General features: G+C 71.3%; 14 protein-coding genes. 10 read left to right on the plus strand and 4 right to left on the minus strand.

The genetic code is table 11. The features are described from left to right. Positions 1-6: 6 nt before the first annotated feature. From KXC43_RS26300 to KXC43_RS26330, 7 genes are all read left to right on the plus strand, one after another. Positions 7-651 carry a class I SAM-dependent methyltransferase gene (locus KXC43_RS26300; protein WP_221378825.1) on the plus strand — a complete coding sequence of 215 codons (645 nt, stop codon included), beginning with the start codon at positions 7-9 and terminating at the stop codon, positions 649-651. 905 nt (positions 652-1,556) lie between these two features. Next, positions 1,557-2,240, plus strand: a complete 684-nt coding sequence (locus KXC43_RS26305) for a sigma-70 family RNA polymerase sigma factor (RefSeq protein ID WP_221378826.1) — start codon at positions 1,557-1,559, stop codon at positions 2,238-2,240. Further along, on the plus strand, positions 2,237-3,016 hold the full coding sequence (locus KXC43_RS26310) for an anti-sigma factor family protein (RefSeq protein ID WP_221378827.1): 780 nt from the start codon (positions 2,237-2,239) through the stop codon (positions 3,014-3,016). Before KXC43_RS26305 ends, KXC43_RS26310 begins: the two co-directional genes overlap by 4 nt. Before the next feature lie 209 nt (positions 3,017-3,225). Then, a complete protein-coding gene (locus tag KXC43_RS26315; protein ID WP_221378828.1) occupies positions 3,226-3,930 on the plus strand; it encodes a COG4315 family predicted lipoprotein in 705 nt (234 codons plus the stop codon). Positions 3,931-4,017: 87 nt separating this feature from the next. Then, positions 4,018-4,770: a DUF4142 domain-containing protein gene (locus KXC43_RS26320; protein WP_308129261.1), complete on the plus strand. Its 753-nt coding sequence runs from the start codon at positions 4,018-4,020 to the stop codon at positions 4,768-4,770. A gap of 41 nt (positions 4,771-4,811) precedes the next feature. Further along, positions 4,812-6,044, plus strand: a complete 1,233-nt coding sequence (locus KXC43_RS26325) for a Pecanex-like protein 1 (RefSeq protein WP_221378830.1) — start codon at positions 4,812-4,814, stop codon at positions 6,042-6,044. A 286-nt stretch (positions 6,045-6,330) separates the two neighbouring features. Beyond that, on the plus strand, positions 6,331-7,215 hold the full coding sequence (locus tag KXC43_RS26330) for a DNA-3-methyladenine glycosylase family protein (protein WP_255644882.1): 885 nt from the start codon (positions 6,331-6,333) through the stop codon (positions 7,213-7,215). A gap of 81 nt (positions 7,216-7,296) precedes the next feature. On the opposite strand, the gene KXC43_RS26335 is transcribed toward KXC43_RS26330, so the two are convergent. Further along, positions 7,297-8,097: a TrmH family RNA methyltransferase gene (locus tag KXC43_RS26335; RefSeq protein WP_221378832.1), complete on the minus strand. Its 801-nt coding sequence runs from the start codon at positions 8,095-8,097 to the stop codon at positions 7,297-7,299. 63 nt (positions 8,098-8,160) lie between these two features. On the opposite strand from KXC43_RS26335, the gene KXC43_RS26340 reads away from it, so the two are divergent. Together KXC43_RS26340 and KXC43_RS26345 are read left to right on the plus strand one after the other, a co-directional pair. Then, entirely contained in the window at positions 8,161-8,916 is a 756-nt protein-coding gene (locus KXC43_RS26340) for an ROK family protein (RefSeq protein ID WP_221378833.1), read from the plus strand. Position 8,917: 1 nt separating this feature from the next. Continuing rightward, the gene (locus KXC43_RS26345; RefSeq protein WP_221378834.1) at positions 8,918-9,643 is read left to right on the plus strand and encodes an HAD family hydrolase; all 726 of its coding nucleotides are present in this window, start codon (positions 8,918-8,920) and stop codon (positions 9,641-9,643) included. A gap of 2 nt (positions 9,644-9,645) precedes the next feature. On the opposite strand, the gene KXC43_RS26350 is transcribed toward KXC43_RS26345, so the two are convergent. After that, positions 9,646-10,281, minus strand: a complete 636-nt coding sequence (locus KXC43_RS26350; RefSeq protein WP_221378835.1) for a class I SAM-dependent methyltransferase — start codon at positions 10,279-10,281, stop codon at positions 9,646-9,648. A gap of 81 nt (positions 10,282-10,362) precedes the next feature. Here KXC43_RS26350 and KXC43_RS26355 point away from each other — a divergent pair, with 81 nt between their 5' ends. Further along, on the plus strand, positions 10,363-13,404 hold the full coding sequence (locus KXC43_RS26355) for a putative bifunctional diguanylate cyclase/phosphodiesterase (RefSeq protein ID WP_221378836.1): 3,042 nt from the start codon (positions 10,363-10,365) through the stop codon (positions 13,402-13,404). A gap of 20 nt (positions 13,405-13,424) precedes the next feature. Here KXC43_RS26355 and KXC43_RS26360 read toward each other — a convergent pair whose 3' ends face one another. Then, positions 13,425-14,600, minus strand: a complete 1,176-nt coding sequence (locus KXC43_RS26360; protein ID WP_221378837.1) for a cysteine desulfurase-like protein — start codon at positions 14,598-14,600, stop codon at positions 13,425-13,427. A 9-nt stretch (positions 14,601-14,609) separates the two neighbouring features. After that, positions 14,610-15,689 (minus strand): NAD-dependent epimerase/dehydratase family protein, encoded by a 1,080-nt coding sequence (locus KXC43_RS26365; RefSeq protein ID WP_221378838.1) that lies wholly within the window; start codon positions 15,687-15,689, stop codon positions 14,610-14,612. Positions 15,690-15,696: the final 7 nt, after the last annotated feature.

The raw sequence follows: 15,696 nt of genomic DNA on the forward strand, positions 1-15,696 counted from the left end.
CCGACCGTGGACGCCTCGACCGAAGAACTGCGCCGAGCGCACGACGTGCTCGCCGACTGGTACGCGGAACGCCTGACCGGTCTGCTGGAGTCGATGCCGATCGAGCGCGCGGTGCTCGACCTGTTCAGCGAGCTGACCCTGGCCGCGGGGCTGGGCGCCGAAGTGGGCGACATCGGGTGCGGGACCGGTCGGCTCGAACCGTATCTGGCCTCGCGCGGCCTCTCTCCCCGCGGCGTCGACCTCTCGCCCGGCATGGTCGAGGTCGCCCGTCGTGATCACCCGGCGTTCTCGTTCGAGGTGGCTGACCTGCGCGCCTTGCCGCTGTCGACCGCCTCGCTGGCCGGAGTGGTCTGCTGGTACTCGCTGATCTTTCTGGCGCCGCCGGACCGCACGGTCGCGTTCGCCGAGCTCGCGCGGGTCCTCCGGCCGGGCGGCTACCTGGTGACCGCGTTCAAGGACGGTGGCGGGCAGCATCGGCGCGCCGGGCGGTCGGCTGGTCTCGGGGTGGAGTTCGACTCGTACTGGTTGTCCACCCAGCAGATGTTGGATCTCGCCGCCGGTGCCGGCTTTGAGGTGACGTTCCAGGGCGGCCGCCCGCCGGAGGGGACCGAGGGATGTCCGCAGGGTTACCTGCTGCTCCGCAAAGCCTGAGGCCGCGGCCGACCAGAGCGCGGAATCAACGCTCGGCCGGGGTGCCGCGCCCTTCTGCGCTGACTGAGTGCCTACCGATAGGCGGTCGTGCACGTGCCGGGGCCGACGTCCGGGTGATCCGGGCGGCCGGCCGCCGTCGCACGATGAGCCGGCGCAGCAGTTAGCGCTCAGCGCGGAACTCCGCATGGAAGGCACGGCAGGCCGGGTAGGCCCGGGCGCGGCAAGCATGGCAGGGCAGGACGCGGTGGGCCCGGACGCCGCAAGGTCCCGCACGTGGAGTTGCGAGGCGCGGCGGGGCCGGGCGCAGGGATGCCTTCTGGAGTTGGATCGTGGCGCCCGTGAGCGGGCGGAGGCGGCGGCGCGCCACTAGAGGCCGGGTGCAGTGATTGCCGTCTGAAGTTGGACCGTGACGGGCCGTGAGTGGCGGAGGCGGCGGGGCGCCGCTATTGGAAACTGCCTGAGTAGTGCGCCAGATCCGACAGATGGCTCTTTTCCGGGCGGTTGGGACGCGGATCACGCGAAGAGGCCGGATGACGGTCAGACATCCTCCGAACGGGCAAGACGCATGGCCGGATCCTACTGGGAGCGCTCCCACCTGGTGGGACGGGGACGCTGCGTCCGGGCTTGCCTACTTTCCGGTAACGCCGCACCCCCAGTGCGTCAGTCCTGCTCAGCTGCGTATTTCATGGGGCGCGTGTGGCTGAGTATTATTCGGCTGCCCTGGCAGTCATATCGGTGCAGATCGATGAATTTGAATCGCTGCCGATGCGCCTCGTGACCCCCCCACACACGACCGCGGAGGATCGTTTGAGACCGCTCCCCGAAATTTTCCCGTCCGCGTTGATCCCGAGGGCTGTCCCCAGCCGTATCTCAGGCGACGGGGAAAACGCCGGGTGGAGGTATCGATGCATGCGGTGGCCGAACATCGGCTGGCGCCAGGTGGGGTGCGCCTGATGACACAGCAGCATCCCGGTGGACGGTGGCAGTCACTCGACGGAGGCCGTAGTGCGGGCGATGGTGGTTCGGTGATCCCCCGGCAGGCGCCGCGGCATGAGGCCGCGACCCCGGCGGGGGCGACTCACGAGGACACTCTGGTCAAGATGCTCTATGAAGAGCATGCGGGACCGCTCCTGATGTTCGTGCTGCGACTGACCGGCGGTGACCGGCAGCGCGCGGAAGACATCGTGCAGGAGACGTTGCTCCGGGCCTGGCGCAATGCGCACCGGCTCGGCGCTCAGGGGCAGCAGTCACTGCGGCCCTGGCTGGTGACCGTCGCGCGGCGTATCGCGATCGACGACCACCGCAGCGCGAGCGCCCGGCCGGCCGAGACCTACGACCGCGAGCTCGAGAGCTTCCCCAGCCAGTCCGATGAAACCGACCGCGTTCTGCAGTCGATGACGGTCTCCGACGCACTGCGCGAGCTCAGCCAGTCGCACCGCGAGATCCTCATCGAGACGTACTTCCGGGGCCGCACGGTGCCGGAGGCGGCGGAGAAGCTCAACCTTCCGTTGGGCACCGCCAAGTCACGGGTGTATTACGCTCTGCGTGCGTTGCGGACGGCGTTGCAGCAGCGGGGGGTGACCGAATGACCCAGGAAGACCACTTCGATGTTGCGTCGTACGCCTTGGGCGTGCTCGACGAACGCGACGCCACGCAGTTCGAGGACCATCTGATCGAGTGCCCGAGGTGCGCGTACGAGCTCGAGTCGTTCGTCGAGGTGGCCGATCTGCTGGCCGACGTCGACGCCAACGCGGTGATCGCCGCCGAGGAGACCCGGCGCGACGGCTTCATGCTCCAGAAGGTGATCGGCGAGGCCTCCCGCGAGCGCCACCGGGCCAACAGCCGGCGGCTCTACTCGCTGGCCGCGGCCGTGGTGATCTTCGCGATGCTGTCGATCGGCGCGTTCTTCGTCGGCGGCTCGGTGCTCGGCGACAAGGCCGACCCGGCGTCGACGAACACGGCTCAGCGCGACAGCACCCAGCTCGACCCGCTGCCCGTCACGGGCGGTGGAACGGGCCTCGGCGGCACTGCGCTGGCCGGTGAGTCGCTGACCGGCACCGACCCGCGTACGGGCGTGGCGGCCACGGTGGGCCTGGAGAAGAAGGACTGGGGCACGCAGATCCAGTTCGCCATCTCCAACATCACCGGGCCCAAGGTCTGCCGGCTGGTCGCCGTGCACACCGACGGCACGAGCGAGCCGCTGGTCTCGTGGAAGGTCGGCGACCGGGGCTGGGGCACCGCCGCCAACCCGGAGCCGCTGCTGCTTCAGGCGATCACCTCGACCCCGCGCGACAACATCGCGCACATCCAGGTGCAAGAGGTGACCGCCACCGGCGCCGGCGAGACACTGGTTCGCGTTCCGTAACCGTCCCTGTACTGATAAAGGATCCCGGCCGATCGGCCGGGATCCTTTGTTTTGTCTTAGAGAAGCAGGTCCGGTGGCCCGCCGGGAAAAACTCGGAAATTGATGGGAACTTTCTTCAACCGCCGCGACCCGGCCCTCGTACTACAGCCCGGAAACGCCAGTTGAAGAAACACCTTGGAGGGCAAGTGCTACCGGAGAAGCGAAAGTTGATGGTCGTCGGCGCCGCAATCGCCGCGGCGTTCGCAGTGACCGGCTGCGCCCCGCAGGGATACAACTCAGCCGACTACGGCAACGCCGCCGAGCCCGCCTCGGACAACGTTGCCGCCACGGCCGGCGCGACTGCTGACCCGGCTGACCCGGCCGCTACCGGCGCTCCGTCCGACCCCGAGGCCACGGCCCCGCCGGCCGCCGCCGACGCCGCTCCCGAGCTCAGCGCGGAAGAGGTGACTTCCAAGCTGACCGGCACCAAGGTGGCCCGGATGGGCAAGGTTGTCGTGGACGACGAGGGCTTCGTGCTCTACCGCTTCGACAAGGACGGCAACAACCCGGCCAAGACGAACTGCGTCGGCAAATGCGCCGAGATCTGGCCGCCCGCCATGACCAACGACGGCAAGCCGACCCTCAAGGGTGTCGACTCCGAGCTCGTCGGCACGGTGACCCGGGCCGACGGCAGCAAGCAGCTGACGCTCAAGGGATGGCCGCTCTACCGCTACATCGGTGACAAGAAGCCCGGCAACTGGAAGGGCCAGAACGTCAGCGGCACCTGGTTCGTCATTCAGCCCGACGGCGCCAAGAACCTGACCTGTCTGCCCAAGGTGTCCAAGCCGGTCGCCCCGCCCGCCAAGGATTCCGAAGGCGATTCCGATGCCGAATCCGGTGACGCCGGCGGCACGGGCAGTGACTACAGCTACTGACTTAAAAGTCCTTTAAGAATTCGCTGATCCGGAGGTTGAGAGAAAATGCTTACCGCTCGCTTTACGCGCCGCTCGACGCGTTGGTTGGTGGGCATTTCCGCGGCGGTTCTGACGTTGCTCGTCGCGCCCGTCGCCCCCGCGCAGGCTGCTCCCGGCGACAGTGGACCGATCCCGGTCCCGTCGTCGAACGGCCTGCCCAACAAGGGCTTCGGTGCGGTCAGTGACGCGGACAAGGACTTCGTTATCAAGGTGCGGCTGGCCGGTCTCTGGGAGATCCCGGCCGGCAACATGGCCCAGGAGAAGTCGAACGACCCGCGGATCGTGAAGATCGGCAAGTCGATCGCCGAGCAGCACGTGGTCCTTGACAACCTGGACCGCACGACGGCCAAGAAGCTCAACATCGACCTGCCGGCCAAGCCGAACAGCGACCAGCAGTTCTGGCTGCAGGAGATGCGGGACGCGAACTCCACGACGTTCGACCAGATCTTCATCGACCGTCTGCGGGCCGCGCACGGCAAGATCTTCCCGGCCATCGCCACCATTCGGGCCACGACGCGCAACGACTCGGTGCGCAAACTGGCCCAGGAGACGAACCAGTTCGTCATGACGCACATGACGCTGCTGGAGTCGAGCAACATCGTCGACTACGGATCGCTCCCCACAGCTCCCGCCCCCGCGAACCCCGGCAGCGGTCCGGTTCCGGTGGACGGGCAGATGCTCGCGGCTGCCAGCAGCAACGGTGGCATTCCGGGCGTCAGCACCACCGTGATCCTGCTTGTTCTCGCCGCCGCGCTCGTGGCCGGCGTCATCACGTCAATGCGCATTTTCCGGGCGCGGTAGCCCCAGCCACGTCCCCTCGCGTAAGAGAAAGGTGTCACCCCATGCGAAGGTCCAAGTACCGGCGCGCATCCAGGAGCAACAACTGGTTCACCGGTAAGCGCCGCATCATCGCGGTGGCTGCCACGCTGGTGGCCTTCGGCGGCATCGTGACCGTCACCCAGGTCTCCAACGCGAGCACCGACCGCACTCAGCGCAAGGCGCTGGCGGCGTGCGACGACATCCAGGCTCCTCAGCGCGCCAAGCTCTCGACTGAGACGCGCAAGGGCACCTACACCACCAACAACGGCAAGGTGACCCAGCACCCGGACGACGGCGCCGGTGAGACGGTGTCGACCCAGACGCTGCGGACGCGCTGCCGCACGTGGGTGATGAACAACGTCGGCAACAACGGTGGCAACCAGACCACCCCGCCGACCGAGGCCGCGACCACCGCCCCGGCGGCCGACCCGGTCGAGGACCCGAGCACCGACCCGAGCGCCGGCGCCGGCGAGGGTAACGGCGAAGAGGGCAACAACGGCGGCGAGCAGGGCAACGGCGAGCAGGGCCAGGGCGAAGAGGGCCAGGGCAACGGCGAGCAGGGCCAGGGCGAAGAGGGCCAGGGCAACGGCGAGCAGGGCCAGGGCGAAGAAGGCCAGGGCAACGGCGAGCAGGGCAACGGCGGCGAGAACCAGCCCGACCCCGAGCCGTCCGAGGAGCAGACCACCCCGCCTCCGGGCGCCGGGCTGGGCGTGCTGACCAACAGCTGTGACACCAGCGACCTGACCCCGCACAACGGCTTCCAGGAAGGCAGCCGCTGCGTCTCGACCGAGTTCGGTGAGGTCGGTGAGGCCAACGCCAACCCGACGCTGCTGATCACCCGGGCTCCGCGCGTGGTCAACCCGAACACCCCGTTCACGCTGACCGTCAGCACCCGCAACCTGATCCGTGACCGGTTCCTCGCGGCCGGCCAGGGTGGCTACTACGTGGAGAGCTCGGTCCTGGCCAACGGCCTGGTCCGCGGTCACTTCCACACCGCGTGCCGGATGCTGGCCAACACCAACGAGGCCCCGGCGTCCGACCCGGTCCCCGCGTTCTTCGTGGCGACCGAGGACAGCCGCGGTGGCGCGACCCCCGACTCGGTCAACATCCAGGTCCCGGGTCTGCCGAACGCCGGCACCGCGCAGTGCGCCTCGTGGGCCGGTGACGGCTCGCACCGCATCCCGATGATGGTCCGCGCCAACCAGACGCCGGCCTTCGACACGGTTCGCATCACCGTCCGCGGCGGACGCCGCTGATCCAGGAGCCTCGCCGCTGATACCCGGAGGCGAACCCGGACGGGACGGGGTCACCGACATGGCCCCGTTCCCGGAAGGGACCCCCCATCGCTCTCCGGGCGGTCGCCCTTCCCCCTGACGGACGACAACAGTGGCAGCTCCTCGGACGTTCCGGACCAACTCGGGTGTCCGGACGTCCCCTCCGATGGCCCTGACCGGGAGCGCGGTCAGGGCCATCGGCCTGTTCACGCACCGTGAGTGGGCAATCGGCCGGTGAGGTGGCACAGTGTGCCCGGTGACCCGCAGGATGACGACGCCGGAGCGCTACCACTTCGGCGCCTCGGTCCGCTCGCTGCTGGTGCCCCGGCACGACCCGTGCGGCGTGTTCACCGGTGACGAGTTGTGGCTCACCGCCCGTACGCCGGAAGGCCCCGCCACACTGCATCTCGCCCGCGACGGCAGAGAGCTGGTGGCAACCGGCTACGGGCCCGGCGAGCAGTGGATTCTCGACCGTGCCGACGCCATCGCCGGTCTGCGTGACGATCTCACCGGCTTCCTCGACCTGGCCGCCGGTCACCCGCTGATCAAGCGACTGGCCCGCACCTTCGAGGGCATCCGGATGCCGTCCACCGGCCTGGTCTTCCGCAGTGTCCTGCGCGCGGTGCTCGAGCAGAAGGTCACCGGCAAAGAGGCCCACCGGGCGTACCGGCTGATCTGCCAGAAGCTCAGCGAGCCGGCGCCCGGCCCGCGGGAGCTGATGCTGCCGCCCGACCCGGCCGTGATCGCGGCCACGCCGTACTGGGTCTTCCATCCGTACGGCATGGAACAGCGACGCACGCAGGCTCTGCAACGCGTCGCCGCGGTCGCGGCCCGGCTCGAGGACTGCGCTGATTCCGCCGAGGCCACGCGGCGTCTGATGGCCCTGCCCGGCATCGGCGTGTGGACCGCCGCCGAGGTGGTCCGGGTCGCGTACGGCGATGCCGACGCCGTCAGCGTGGGCGACTTCCACATTCCCAACACGGTCGCGTGGGCGCTGGCCGGCGAGGCCCGCGGCACCGACGCGCGGATGCTGGAGCTGCTCGAGCCGTTCCGCGGCCATCGTGCCCGCGTCTGCGACCTGCTGGCCCACGGCGGCATCGGCGCACCCAAGTTCGGCCCCCGCATGCCGATCCGCTCGTTCGCCCGCTTCTGAGGAGCCCGCTTCCGAGAGCAGCGCGCTTCCGAGGCGGTGGGAGCAGCGCGCTCCCGAGGCGGTGGGGGGAGCAGCGCGCTGTCAGCCTCGCGCGCGCTGGCGGTTGGTCTCGTAGAGCACGACCGTGGCCGCGGTAGCCGCGTTCAGCGAGCTGGCCGCGCCGGTGATGGGGATGCGGACCAGGATGTCGGCCGCGGCCTTCCAAGCCGCGCTCAGGCCGGCCGCCTCGTTGCCGATCAGCAGCGCGGTCGGGCCGGTCAGGTCGTGATCGGCCACGTCGACCGCGCCGTGTTCGTCGGTGCCGACCAGTTGCACGCCCGTCCGCGCGGCCCAGGGCAGGACGTCGTCGGGACCGTCGGCCTGGATCACCGGCAGCGCGAAGATCGAGCCCGTGCTGGCCCGGACCGACCGGGGGTCGTACGGGTCGGCGGCGTGTCCGGTGACGACCACCGCGGCCGCGCCGAACGCGTCGGCCGAGCGGATCAGCGTGCCGATGTTGCCGGGGGTGCTGGGCCGGTCGAACACGACGACCAGCAGATGCGGGTCGTCGGTGGTGGGCAGCGCCGGGGCCTCGGTCAGGCCGACCACGGCGATGAGCTCGGCCGATTCCTTGTCGGCGAGCTCGGCGACAAGCTCGGGCGACATGGCCACCGGGCGGGCGCCGCTGCGCTCCAGGATGCCGCGCGCCCAGGCCGACAGCGACTGGCGGTCGGGATAGATCAGGTCGCGAATCTCCCAGCCGTGGTCGACGGCGAGCGAGATCGGTCGTACGCCATGGACCAGGAACTCACCGGCTCGGTGGCGCTTGTTGCGGTTGGTCAGCAGCGACTGCCACTGCTGGAAACTCGCGTTGCGGGTGCTCACCCGGACGGCCCTGGACACCGCAGCGACGATACCGGGTCACAATTGCTGTGCGAGGAGGTGTACTCCATGCAAACTGGCGGCGTGGCTTTCACCCTGACGATCGACTGCGGCGGCGGCGGCATCAAGGGTTCCGTGCTCGACGAGGCGGGGACCATGCGGGCCCAGCCGCTGCGCGTTCCCACCCCGTACCCCCTGCCACCCGATCTCTTCGTCAAGACGTTGACGCAGCTCGGCGAGCGGTTGCCCGCGCACGACCGGGTCACCGTGGGCATGCCCGGCATGCTGCGGCACGGTGTCGTCGTGGCGACCCCGCACTACATCACCCGCAGCGGCCCGCGCACTAGGATCGATCCCGAGCTGCAGGAGGCGTGGTTCGGCTTCGACGCGCGGACGGCCCTGGAGGACGCGTTCGGCCGGCCCACGCTCGTGCTCAACGACGCCGAGGTGCACGGGGCCGGCGTGGTGGCCGGCACCGGCTGCGAACTCGTGCTGACGCTGGGCACGGGGCTGGGCTGCGCCCTGTTCGACGGCGGCGCGCTGGCCCCGCACCTCGAGATGTCGCAGGCGCCGGTGCGGTGGGGCATGTCGTACGACACGTACATCGGCGAGCACGAGCGCCGCCGCCTCGGCGACGCCCTCTGGTCGCGCCGGGTGCGCAACGTCGTCGAGGGGCTGCGACCGGTGTTCCTGTGGGACAGGCTGTATCTCGGCGGCGGCAACTCCCGGCTCATCACGGCCACGCAGCTCGCCCGCATGGGCGACGATGTGGTCGTGGTGCCGAACACGGCGGGCATCGTCGGCGGTGTGCGCGCCTGGACCCTGGGCACCACCCGCTGACATGCGGCCCGCGGCGATCCTGCTCGACTTCGGCGGCGTGCTGGCCGACGCGCCACCGCGGCGCACGGCCCCGCCCGGTCTCGTGCTGCGCATCTTCAACCTGGTCAACGGGGTGCTGACGCCGGGCGAGATCCAGCGCTCGCTCACCGCGGGCGCGTCCGCCTACGCCGCCTGGCGCGACGAGGACTGGCCGGACGAGCTGGCCCAGGGCGAGGTGTGGGAGCGGTTCATCCTGCCCGGGTGGCCCCCGGCGGCTCGGGTGCCGGTGCGCGGGGCGGTGCGCAAGCTGAGCTACGAATGGGCCTGGCGGGACAACTGGGCACTGCGGCCCGGGATCCCCTCGGCGCTGGAGGCGGCGGCCGACGCCGGTGTCGCGCTGGCCGTGGTGTCGAACACGCTGTCCGGTGCGGCCCACCGCGACTTCCTCGACAAGGCCGGCATCGGCCACTTCTTCGCCGTCCAGATCTACAGCGACGAGGCCGGCGTCCGGAAACCCAATCCGCAGATGATCTGGAACGCCACCGACGAGCTGGCCCTGCCCCCGCAGGACTGCTGGTTCGTCGGCGACACCCCGCGGCGCGACATCGTCTGCGCCCGCCGGGCCGGGGTCGCCCGGGCGATTCTCATGCCTTCCCCGCGTACGGCGGAGGAACCGACCGGCCCGCCGCCGGACGACACGATCGAGGACGGGTTCGGCCTGCGCACGCTCCTCGAGAAGTGCCTCTGACGCTATCTCGCGGTCAACTGCCAGACCTTCGTACGCCGGGTGTCGACGCTTTCCAGGCTGACCGGGACCGGGATGTCGTAGGTGGCCCGCTCGACCAGCCCTTCGCTCGGCAGATAGGCGCGGCCGGGGTCGCCGACCAGCACGAGCGAGCCCCGACCGGCTGCGCGGCGCAGGAAGGGCAGCACCCGGGCCGCCATCTCGCGGCTGTAGAAGACGTCGCCGGCCAGGATCACGCCGTACGGGTCGTCGCCGTCGAGGATGTCGGCCTCGAGCAGCCGGACCGGGACGTCGTTGGCGATCGCGTTCGCCGAGGCGGCAGCCAGCGAGTACGGGTCGATGTCGTTGGCCGTGACGGGGGTCGCGCCGGCCCGGGCCGCGGCCACGGCGACCAGACCCGAGCCGGTAGCCAGGTCGAGCACCGAGCGGCCCGCGACCAGGTCGGGGTGGTCGAGCACGTGACGCGCCAGGGCCTGGCCGCCGGCCCAGGCGAAGGCCCAGAACGGGGGCGGCTGGGCCGGGCCCGCCTCCTCGGTCTTCTCCCACAGCGCGATGGGCTCGTCGGCCTGGTAGAGGGTGATCTCGGGCACGAACGGGACGGGGGCGGCGGTCGTGTTGCCGCGGATGAACTCGAGGAGCACTCACCGATTGTGCCCGGTTGCTCAACTCGCGCCGCGGGGAGCCGATGAGACCGCCACTTCCCTTCGGAAAAAGGACCACGCATGCCCCCACGCTGGGTGGCCGCTCTCTTCGGCGGCTGGATGGCGGTGCTCGCCGTGCTCTTCGTGGCGTCGCCGGCCGGGACGCAGTCTGTGCTGCGCCTGATCGCCGGCGCCACGGCCGTCGCCGTGATCGGGCTGGGCGTGCGGTGGAACCGGCCCGCGCGCCGCCTGCCGTGGCGGCTGCTGGCGACCGCGATCGTTGTCGCCTCGGTCGGCACGGCCCTCTACCGGGCCCCGGAGTCGCTCACCGCGCACGTCCCGGGGCTGGTCACGGCGGGAGCGGTCCTGGTCAGCGCGGGCTATCCGGTGCTCGCCGCCATGTTGTTCGTGCTGCTGCGACGCCGTACGGGAGGAACGCACGACCGCGCCGCCATGCTGGACGCCCTCACGGTCACCGCCGGGGTCGCGCTGCTGGCCTGGACCTTCCTGATCGGGCCGGACCTGCAGCGCACCGGCGGCGACCCGTGGATGACGGTGGTGTTCCCGCTGGGCGACCTGTTGCTGCTCGGGATGCTCGTCCGGCTGCTGATCAGCGACCGGCCGGTGTTCCCGGCCCGGCTGCTCGGCGGCGGCGTGCTCCTTCTGCTGCTGGCTGACATCGGGTACGAGTTGTCGCTGTTCGAGGTGCCGGTGGTCGCCCTCTGCCGGTTCGCGCTCTACACCGCGGCCGGTCTGGCCGCGCTGCACCCGTCCATGGCCGAGTTGGACGAGTCGGCCGGCCTGCCCGCCCCGGCGCTGGGCCGTGGCCGTCTCGCCCTGCTCGGGTTCGCGTCGATGACGGCGCCGGTCGTGCTCGTGGTGAGCATGCTGCGCGACGAGAAGACCGACCTCAAGGTGGTCGCCGCCCTCAGCGCGATCACGTTCCTGCTCGTCCTGGCGCGGATGGCCGGGATCATGACCGGTCACCGGCAGGCGCTGGCCCGGGAACGAGCGCTGCGCGAGGCCTCGGCCGCCCTCGTCTCGGCCGCCGACACCGACCAGGTCTCCGACGCCGTACGCACGGCCGTGGCCCACCTGCTGCCGCCCGACACACCGCACGCTGTCGTCCTGGCCGTCACCATCGCTCAGCCCGGCCTGCTCTCGCCGGAGGCGGTCGCGCAGGCCGCGGTGGACCGGTCGACCGGAACGGCCGCGCGCCTGGTGCCGACCCGCGACGTCGACTGGGCCGTCTCGACCCGGCTGCACCACTTCGCGATGTCGCTGCGCTGTCCGATGGTGCTGACCGACCGGCCGACCGGCGACCCGCTCGTCGGGGTGCTGCATGTCGGCGCGCCCACGCCGGCGCTGGCCGGGCTGCTGCGGGCGATCGAGGTGCTGGCCACCCAGGCCGCCCTCGCCCTCGAGCGCATCGGCCTCAGCCAGGAGGTGATCCGCCGCAACAGCGAGACCTACTTCCGGACGCTCGTGCAGAAGACCTCCGACATGATCCTCATCGTCGACGAGGACGACCGGATCCGGTACGCGAGCCCGGCTGCCGGCGCCGTGCTGGGCGACGACCCCACCGGTAGTCCGATGACCGCGATCATCCACCGGTCCGAGCGTTCGCGCCTGACCGAGGTGCTCGCCGCCCTGCGCACCGGCGACGGGCTCCAGGAAGGTCTGGACTTGCGCGCCCGGGCCGACGTCGTGCTCGAGATGCACGGCCAGGATCTGCGCCGCGAGCCGACCGTGGGCGGGCTCGTGCTCACCCTGCGCGACGTCACCGAGCGCCGCCGGCTCGAGGCGGAACTGACCCACCGCGTGTTCCACGACGCGATGACCGGCCTCGCCAACCGCGTGCTGTTCCACGACCGGCTCGGCCACGCGTTGCAGCGCAGCGCCCGCGACGGCTCAGTGGTGGGCGTCCTCTTCATCGACCTGGACGACTTCAAGAAGGTCAACGACACGCTCGGCCACGCCGCCGGCGACCAGTTGCTGATCGGCGTGGCCGACCGGATCGCCGGCGCTCTGCGGGCCGACGACACCGCGGCCCGCCTCGGCGGCGACGAGTTCGCCGCGCTGGTCGAGAACGTGCAGGACCCGGGCGCGGTCGAGGAGACCGCGCAACGGATCCTGGCCGCGCTGGCCGAACCGATCCGGATGGACGACGGCTCGGAGCTGACCGCGGTGGCCAGCATCGGCATCACCACGACGCCCGAGGCCGACACCCCGGACGAGCTGCTGCGCCAGGCCGATCTGGCCCTCTACGTGGCCAAGGGCGCCGGCAAGAACCAGTGGCGGCGCTACCAGGGTCATCTGCACAGCGCGATGGTCGAGCGGCTGGAGCTGCGCTCGGCGCTGGACCACGCCGTGCACGAGGGGCACTTCCTGCTGGCCTACCAGCCGATCATCGACCTCGGCACGGACGAGCCGGTGGGTTTCGAGGCCCTGGTCCGCTGGCACCACCCGACCCGCGGGCTGATCGCGCCGGCCGAGTTCCTGGAGGTCGCCGAGGAGAGCGGCCTGGTCGTGCCGATGGGCCGCTGGGTGCTCGACCAGGCTCTGCACACGGTCGCGCAGTGGCGGCGGATCCTGCCCCGGACCCGTCAGCCGTTCGTGAGCGTGAACGTGTCGGTGCGGCAGTTCCGCGACGGCACCTTCGTCGACCTGGTGAAGCAGGCATTGGCGTACGCCGGTGTGCCCGCTCAGGCGTTGATGCTGGAGCTCACCGAGAGCGTGCTCGACGGCGACCACGAGGCGATGTGGGCCGACCTGGCCGTGCTGCGGGAGCTCGGCGTACGGGTGGCGATCGACGACCTTGCGGCGAGCTCCTCGGCCCTGGGCAATGTGCGCCGGCGCCCGGTCGACGTCGTGAAGCTCGACAAGGCGTTCGTCGACGGCGTGGTCGACGACCCGCACCAGCTCGCGCTGGTGGCCGGCCTGATCAATCTGGCCCGCGCCCTGGGCCTGACGGTGATCGCCGAGGGCATCGAGGACCCGGCCCACCGCGACCTGCTGGCCCGGCTGGGCTGCCCGCTGGGCCAGGGCTACCTGTACTCGAGCCCGGTCGACGGCACCGAGGCCCTGAGCCAGATCACCGACCGCCTGCCCCTGGTCGCCTAGCTCCCATACCGAAACAGGAGCTAGAGCGCTTCCAGGAGGCGGTCGATCTCGTCGGCGGTGTTGTAGTGATAGATGCTGGCCCGCACCGCGCCGCCGGTGGCCCGCAGCCCGGCCGCCTCGAAGTACTCGACCGCGTAGTAGTCGCCGTGCGAGACGCAGATGCCCTGCTCACCGAGGCGGCGGGCGGTGTCGGCGGGCGCCTCGCCGGCCAGCCGGAACGAGACCGTGGGGCACCGCTGGGCGCCGGCCGGGCAGATCGTCACCCGGTCGTCGGCGGTCAGCCCGGCCAGCAGGCGGTCGAGCAGCCCGAGTTCGTGCTCCTCGGCGGCGGCCATGCCCGCCAGCACGCGGCTGCGCCGGTCGCCCTCGGCGCCGCTCAGGCCGGCCAGGAAGTCGACGGCCGCGGTGATGCCGGCCAGCAGTTCGAAGCTCAACGTCCCGTACTCGAAGCGGTCGGGCGCCCCGGCCGGTGAGGGGATCAGCTTCTTCGGGTGCAGTGGCTCCCACACCGCCGGGTCGGCCACCACGGCGGCGTAGTGCGGGCCCGACCACTTGTAGGCGCTGGTCACGTAGAAGTCCGCGCCGAGCGCCGCCACATCGGTCGGGCGGTGGGCCGTGGCGTGCACGCCGTCGACGTACACCTGGGCGCCCGCCGCGTGGGCCAGACCGGCGATCGACCGGACGTCCGGGACCGTTCCGGTGGCGTTGCTGGCCGCGGTGACCGCCACCAGCCTGGTGCGCGGCCCGATCAGCTCGCGGTACTGCTCCACCGGCAGTTCCCCGGTGGCCGGGTCGAGCTCGGCCCAGCGCACGGTCGCGCCGGTCTGCACCCATGGGCGTACGTTCGCGTCGTGGTCGAGTCGCGACAGCACCACCTCGTCGCCCGGCGCCCAGCCCTGGGCCAGCGTGCGGGACACCAGGTAGGTCAGCGCGGTGGCGCTCGGCCCGAACACCACCCCCGCGGGATCGCCGCCGACCAGGTCGGCCACCGCCGCGCGGGCGGCGGCGACGAACTCCCCGGAGCGGCGGGCGGGCTCGTGCGCGGTTCCCCGGTTGGACACGGCGGTCCGCATCGCCCGCGCGATCGCCTCGATCACCGGCCCGGCCGGCTGCGTGCCGCCGGCCCCGTCGAAGTGCAGGAAGCCCTCGGCGAGAGCGGGATAGTCCGACCGGATGCGGGCGACGTCGAAGATCATGAGTCGAACCTAATAGGGATTGCCGGTTCCCGGCAGACGGCCCTTCAGCAGGCCGCCCAGCCGGCCCGGCAGCGCCGGATCGCCCGAGAGCGGCGGCCCGCCGTCGTCGTGGGCCCGGTCGGCCATGCCGGCGACCAGCTCCTTCAGGGCCGACACGGCGTCGTGGCGCGGGTGCCAGCCGAGCTCGGTCGCGGCGCGGTCGCACGACATCAGCGGCGCCTTCAGGCCCAGCTCGACCCAGCCCGCGTCGACCGGTTGCAGCCGCAGCCACCAGCTCGCCGCGGCCGCGCCCTTCAGGGCGAAACCCGGCACCGGCACCTGTACGCCGTGGAACGTGCGGGCCGCGACCTCGGGATCCAGCACGGGACCGGCGGCGATGTTGAACGCGCCATGGGCGTCGGACAGCACGGCCCGGGCGTAGGCGTCGGCCACGTCGTCGGCGTGCACCGCCTGCATCCGCAGCCCCGGATGCGACGGCACCAGCGGCAGCCACTGCGGCCGCAACAGTCGTGCCGGCAGCAGCGGCCCGGCGAAGTAGCGCGCGATCTCGGTGCCGACCGCGCGCTGGAAGATCAGGCCGGGGCGCAGCCGGACGACGCGCAGCTGCGGGTGGTCGGCCTCGATCTGGTCGAGCATCCACTCGACGAGCGCCTTGTGCCGGCTGTAGGAAGACCGCAGCACCCCGGCGCGCGGCCAGTTCTCCCGTACGAAAGCGTTCTTCGGACCCGCCGAATAGGCGCCGACCGACGAGGCGTACACCAGCGCGGGAACGCCGGCCCGCAGCACCGCCTTGGCCACCGCGCGACTGCCGAGCACGTTGGTGCGATAGAGCACCCGCTGGTCGTGGCTGGGCTGGATCTGCCAGGCCAGGTGCACCACGGCGTCGGCCCCGGCGAAGATCCCGGCCAGCTGGTCCTGCGCGCCGTCGACGCCGATGTCGACCGAGTGCCAGGCCACCTTGGCGTAGACGCCGGTGCGGGACGGCAGCCGGCGCGCCACCCCGACGAGGGACACGTCCGGCTCGGCGCCCAGACGGCGCAGCAGGGCGGTTCCGGCGTTCCCGGTGGCTCCCACGATCACGACTCGCATGGGTAAC

The organism is Paractinoplanes polyasparticus (assembly GCF_019710575.1).
Taxonomy (GTDB): domain Bacteria; phylum Actinomycetota; class Actinomycetes; order Mycobacteriales; family Micromonosporaceae; genus Actinoplanes; species Actinoplanes polyasparticus.

Bases quoted from the DNA above. Each gene is read 5' to 3' on its own strand.
- KXC43_RS26310 (WP_221378827.1), top strand. From the start codon at position 2,237: ATGACCCAGGAAGACCACTTCGATGTTGCGTCGTACGCCTTGGGCGTG.
- KXC43_RS26325 (WP_221378830.1), top strand. From the start codon at position 4,812: ATGCGAAGGTCCAAGTACCGGCGCGCATCCAGGAGCAACAACTGGTTC.
- KXC43_RS26360 (WP_221378837.1), bottom strand. From the start codon at position 14,600: ATGATCTTCGACGTCGCCCGCATCCGGTCGGACTATCCCGCTCTCGCC.
- KXC43_RS26305 (WP_221378826.1), top strand. From the start codon at position 1,557: ATGCATGCGGTGGCCGAACATCGGCTGGCGCCAGGTGGGGTGCGCCTG.
- KXC43_RS26330 (WP_255644882.1), top strand. From the start codon at position 6,331: ATGACGACGCCGGAGCGCTACCACTTCGGCGCCTCGGTCCGCTCGCTG.
- KXC43_RS26345 (WP_221378834.1), top strand. From the start codon at position 8,918: ATGCGGCCCGCGGCGATCCTGCTCGACTTCGGCGGCGTGCTGGCCGAC.
- KXC43_RS26315 (WP_221378828.1), top strand. From the start codon at position 3,226: ATGGTCGTCGGCGCCGCAATCGCCGCGGCGTTCGCAGTGACCGGCTGC.
- KXC43_RS26365 (WP_221378838.1), bottom strand. From the start codon at position 15,689: ATGCGAGTCGTGATCGTGGGAGCCACCGGGAACGCCGGAACCGCCCTG.
- KXC43_RS26355 (WP_221378836.1), top strand. From the start codon at position 10,363: ATGCCCCCACGCTGGGTGGCCGCTCTCTTCGGCGGCTGGATGGCGGTG.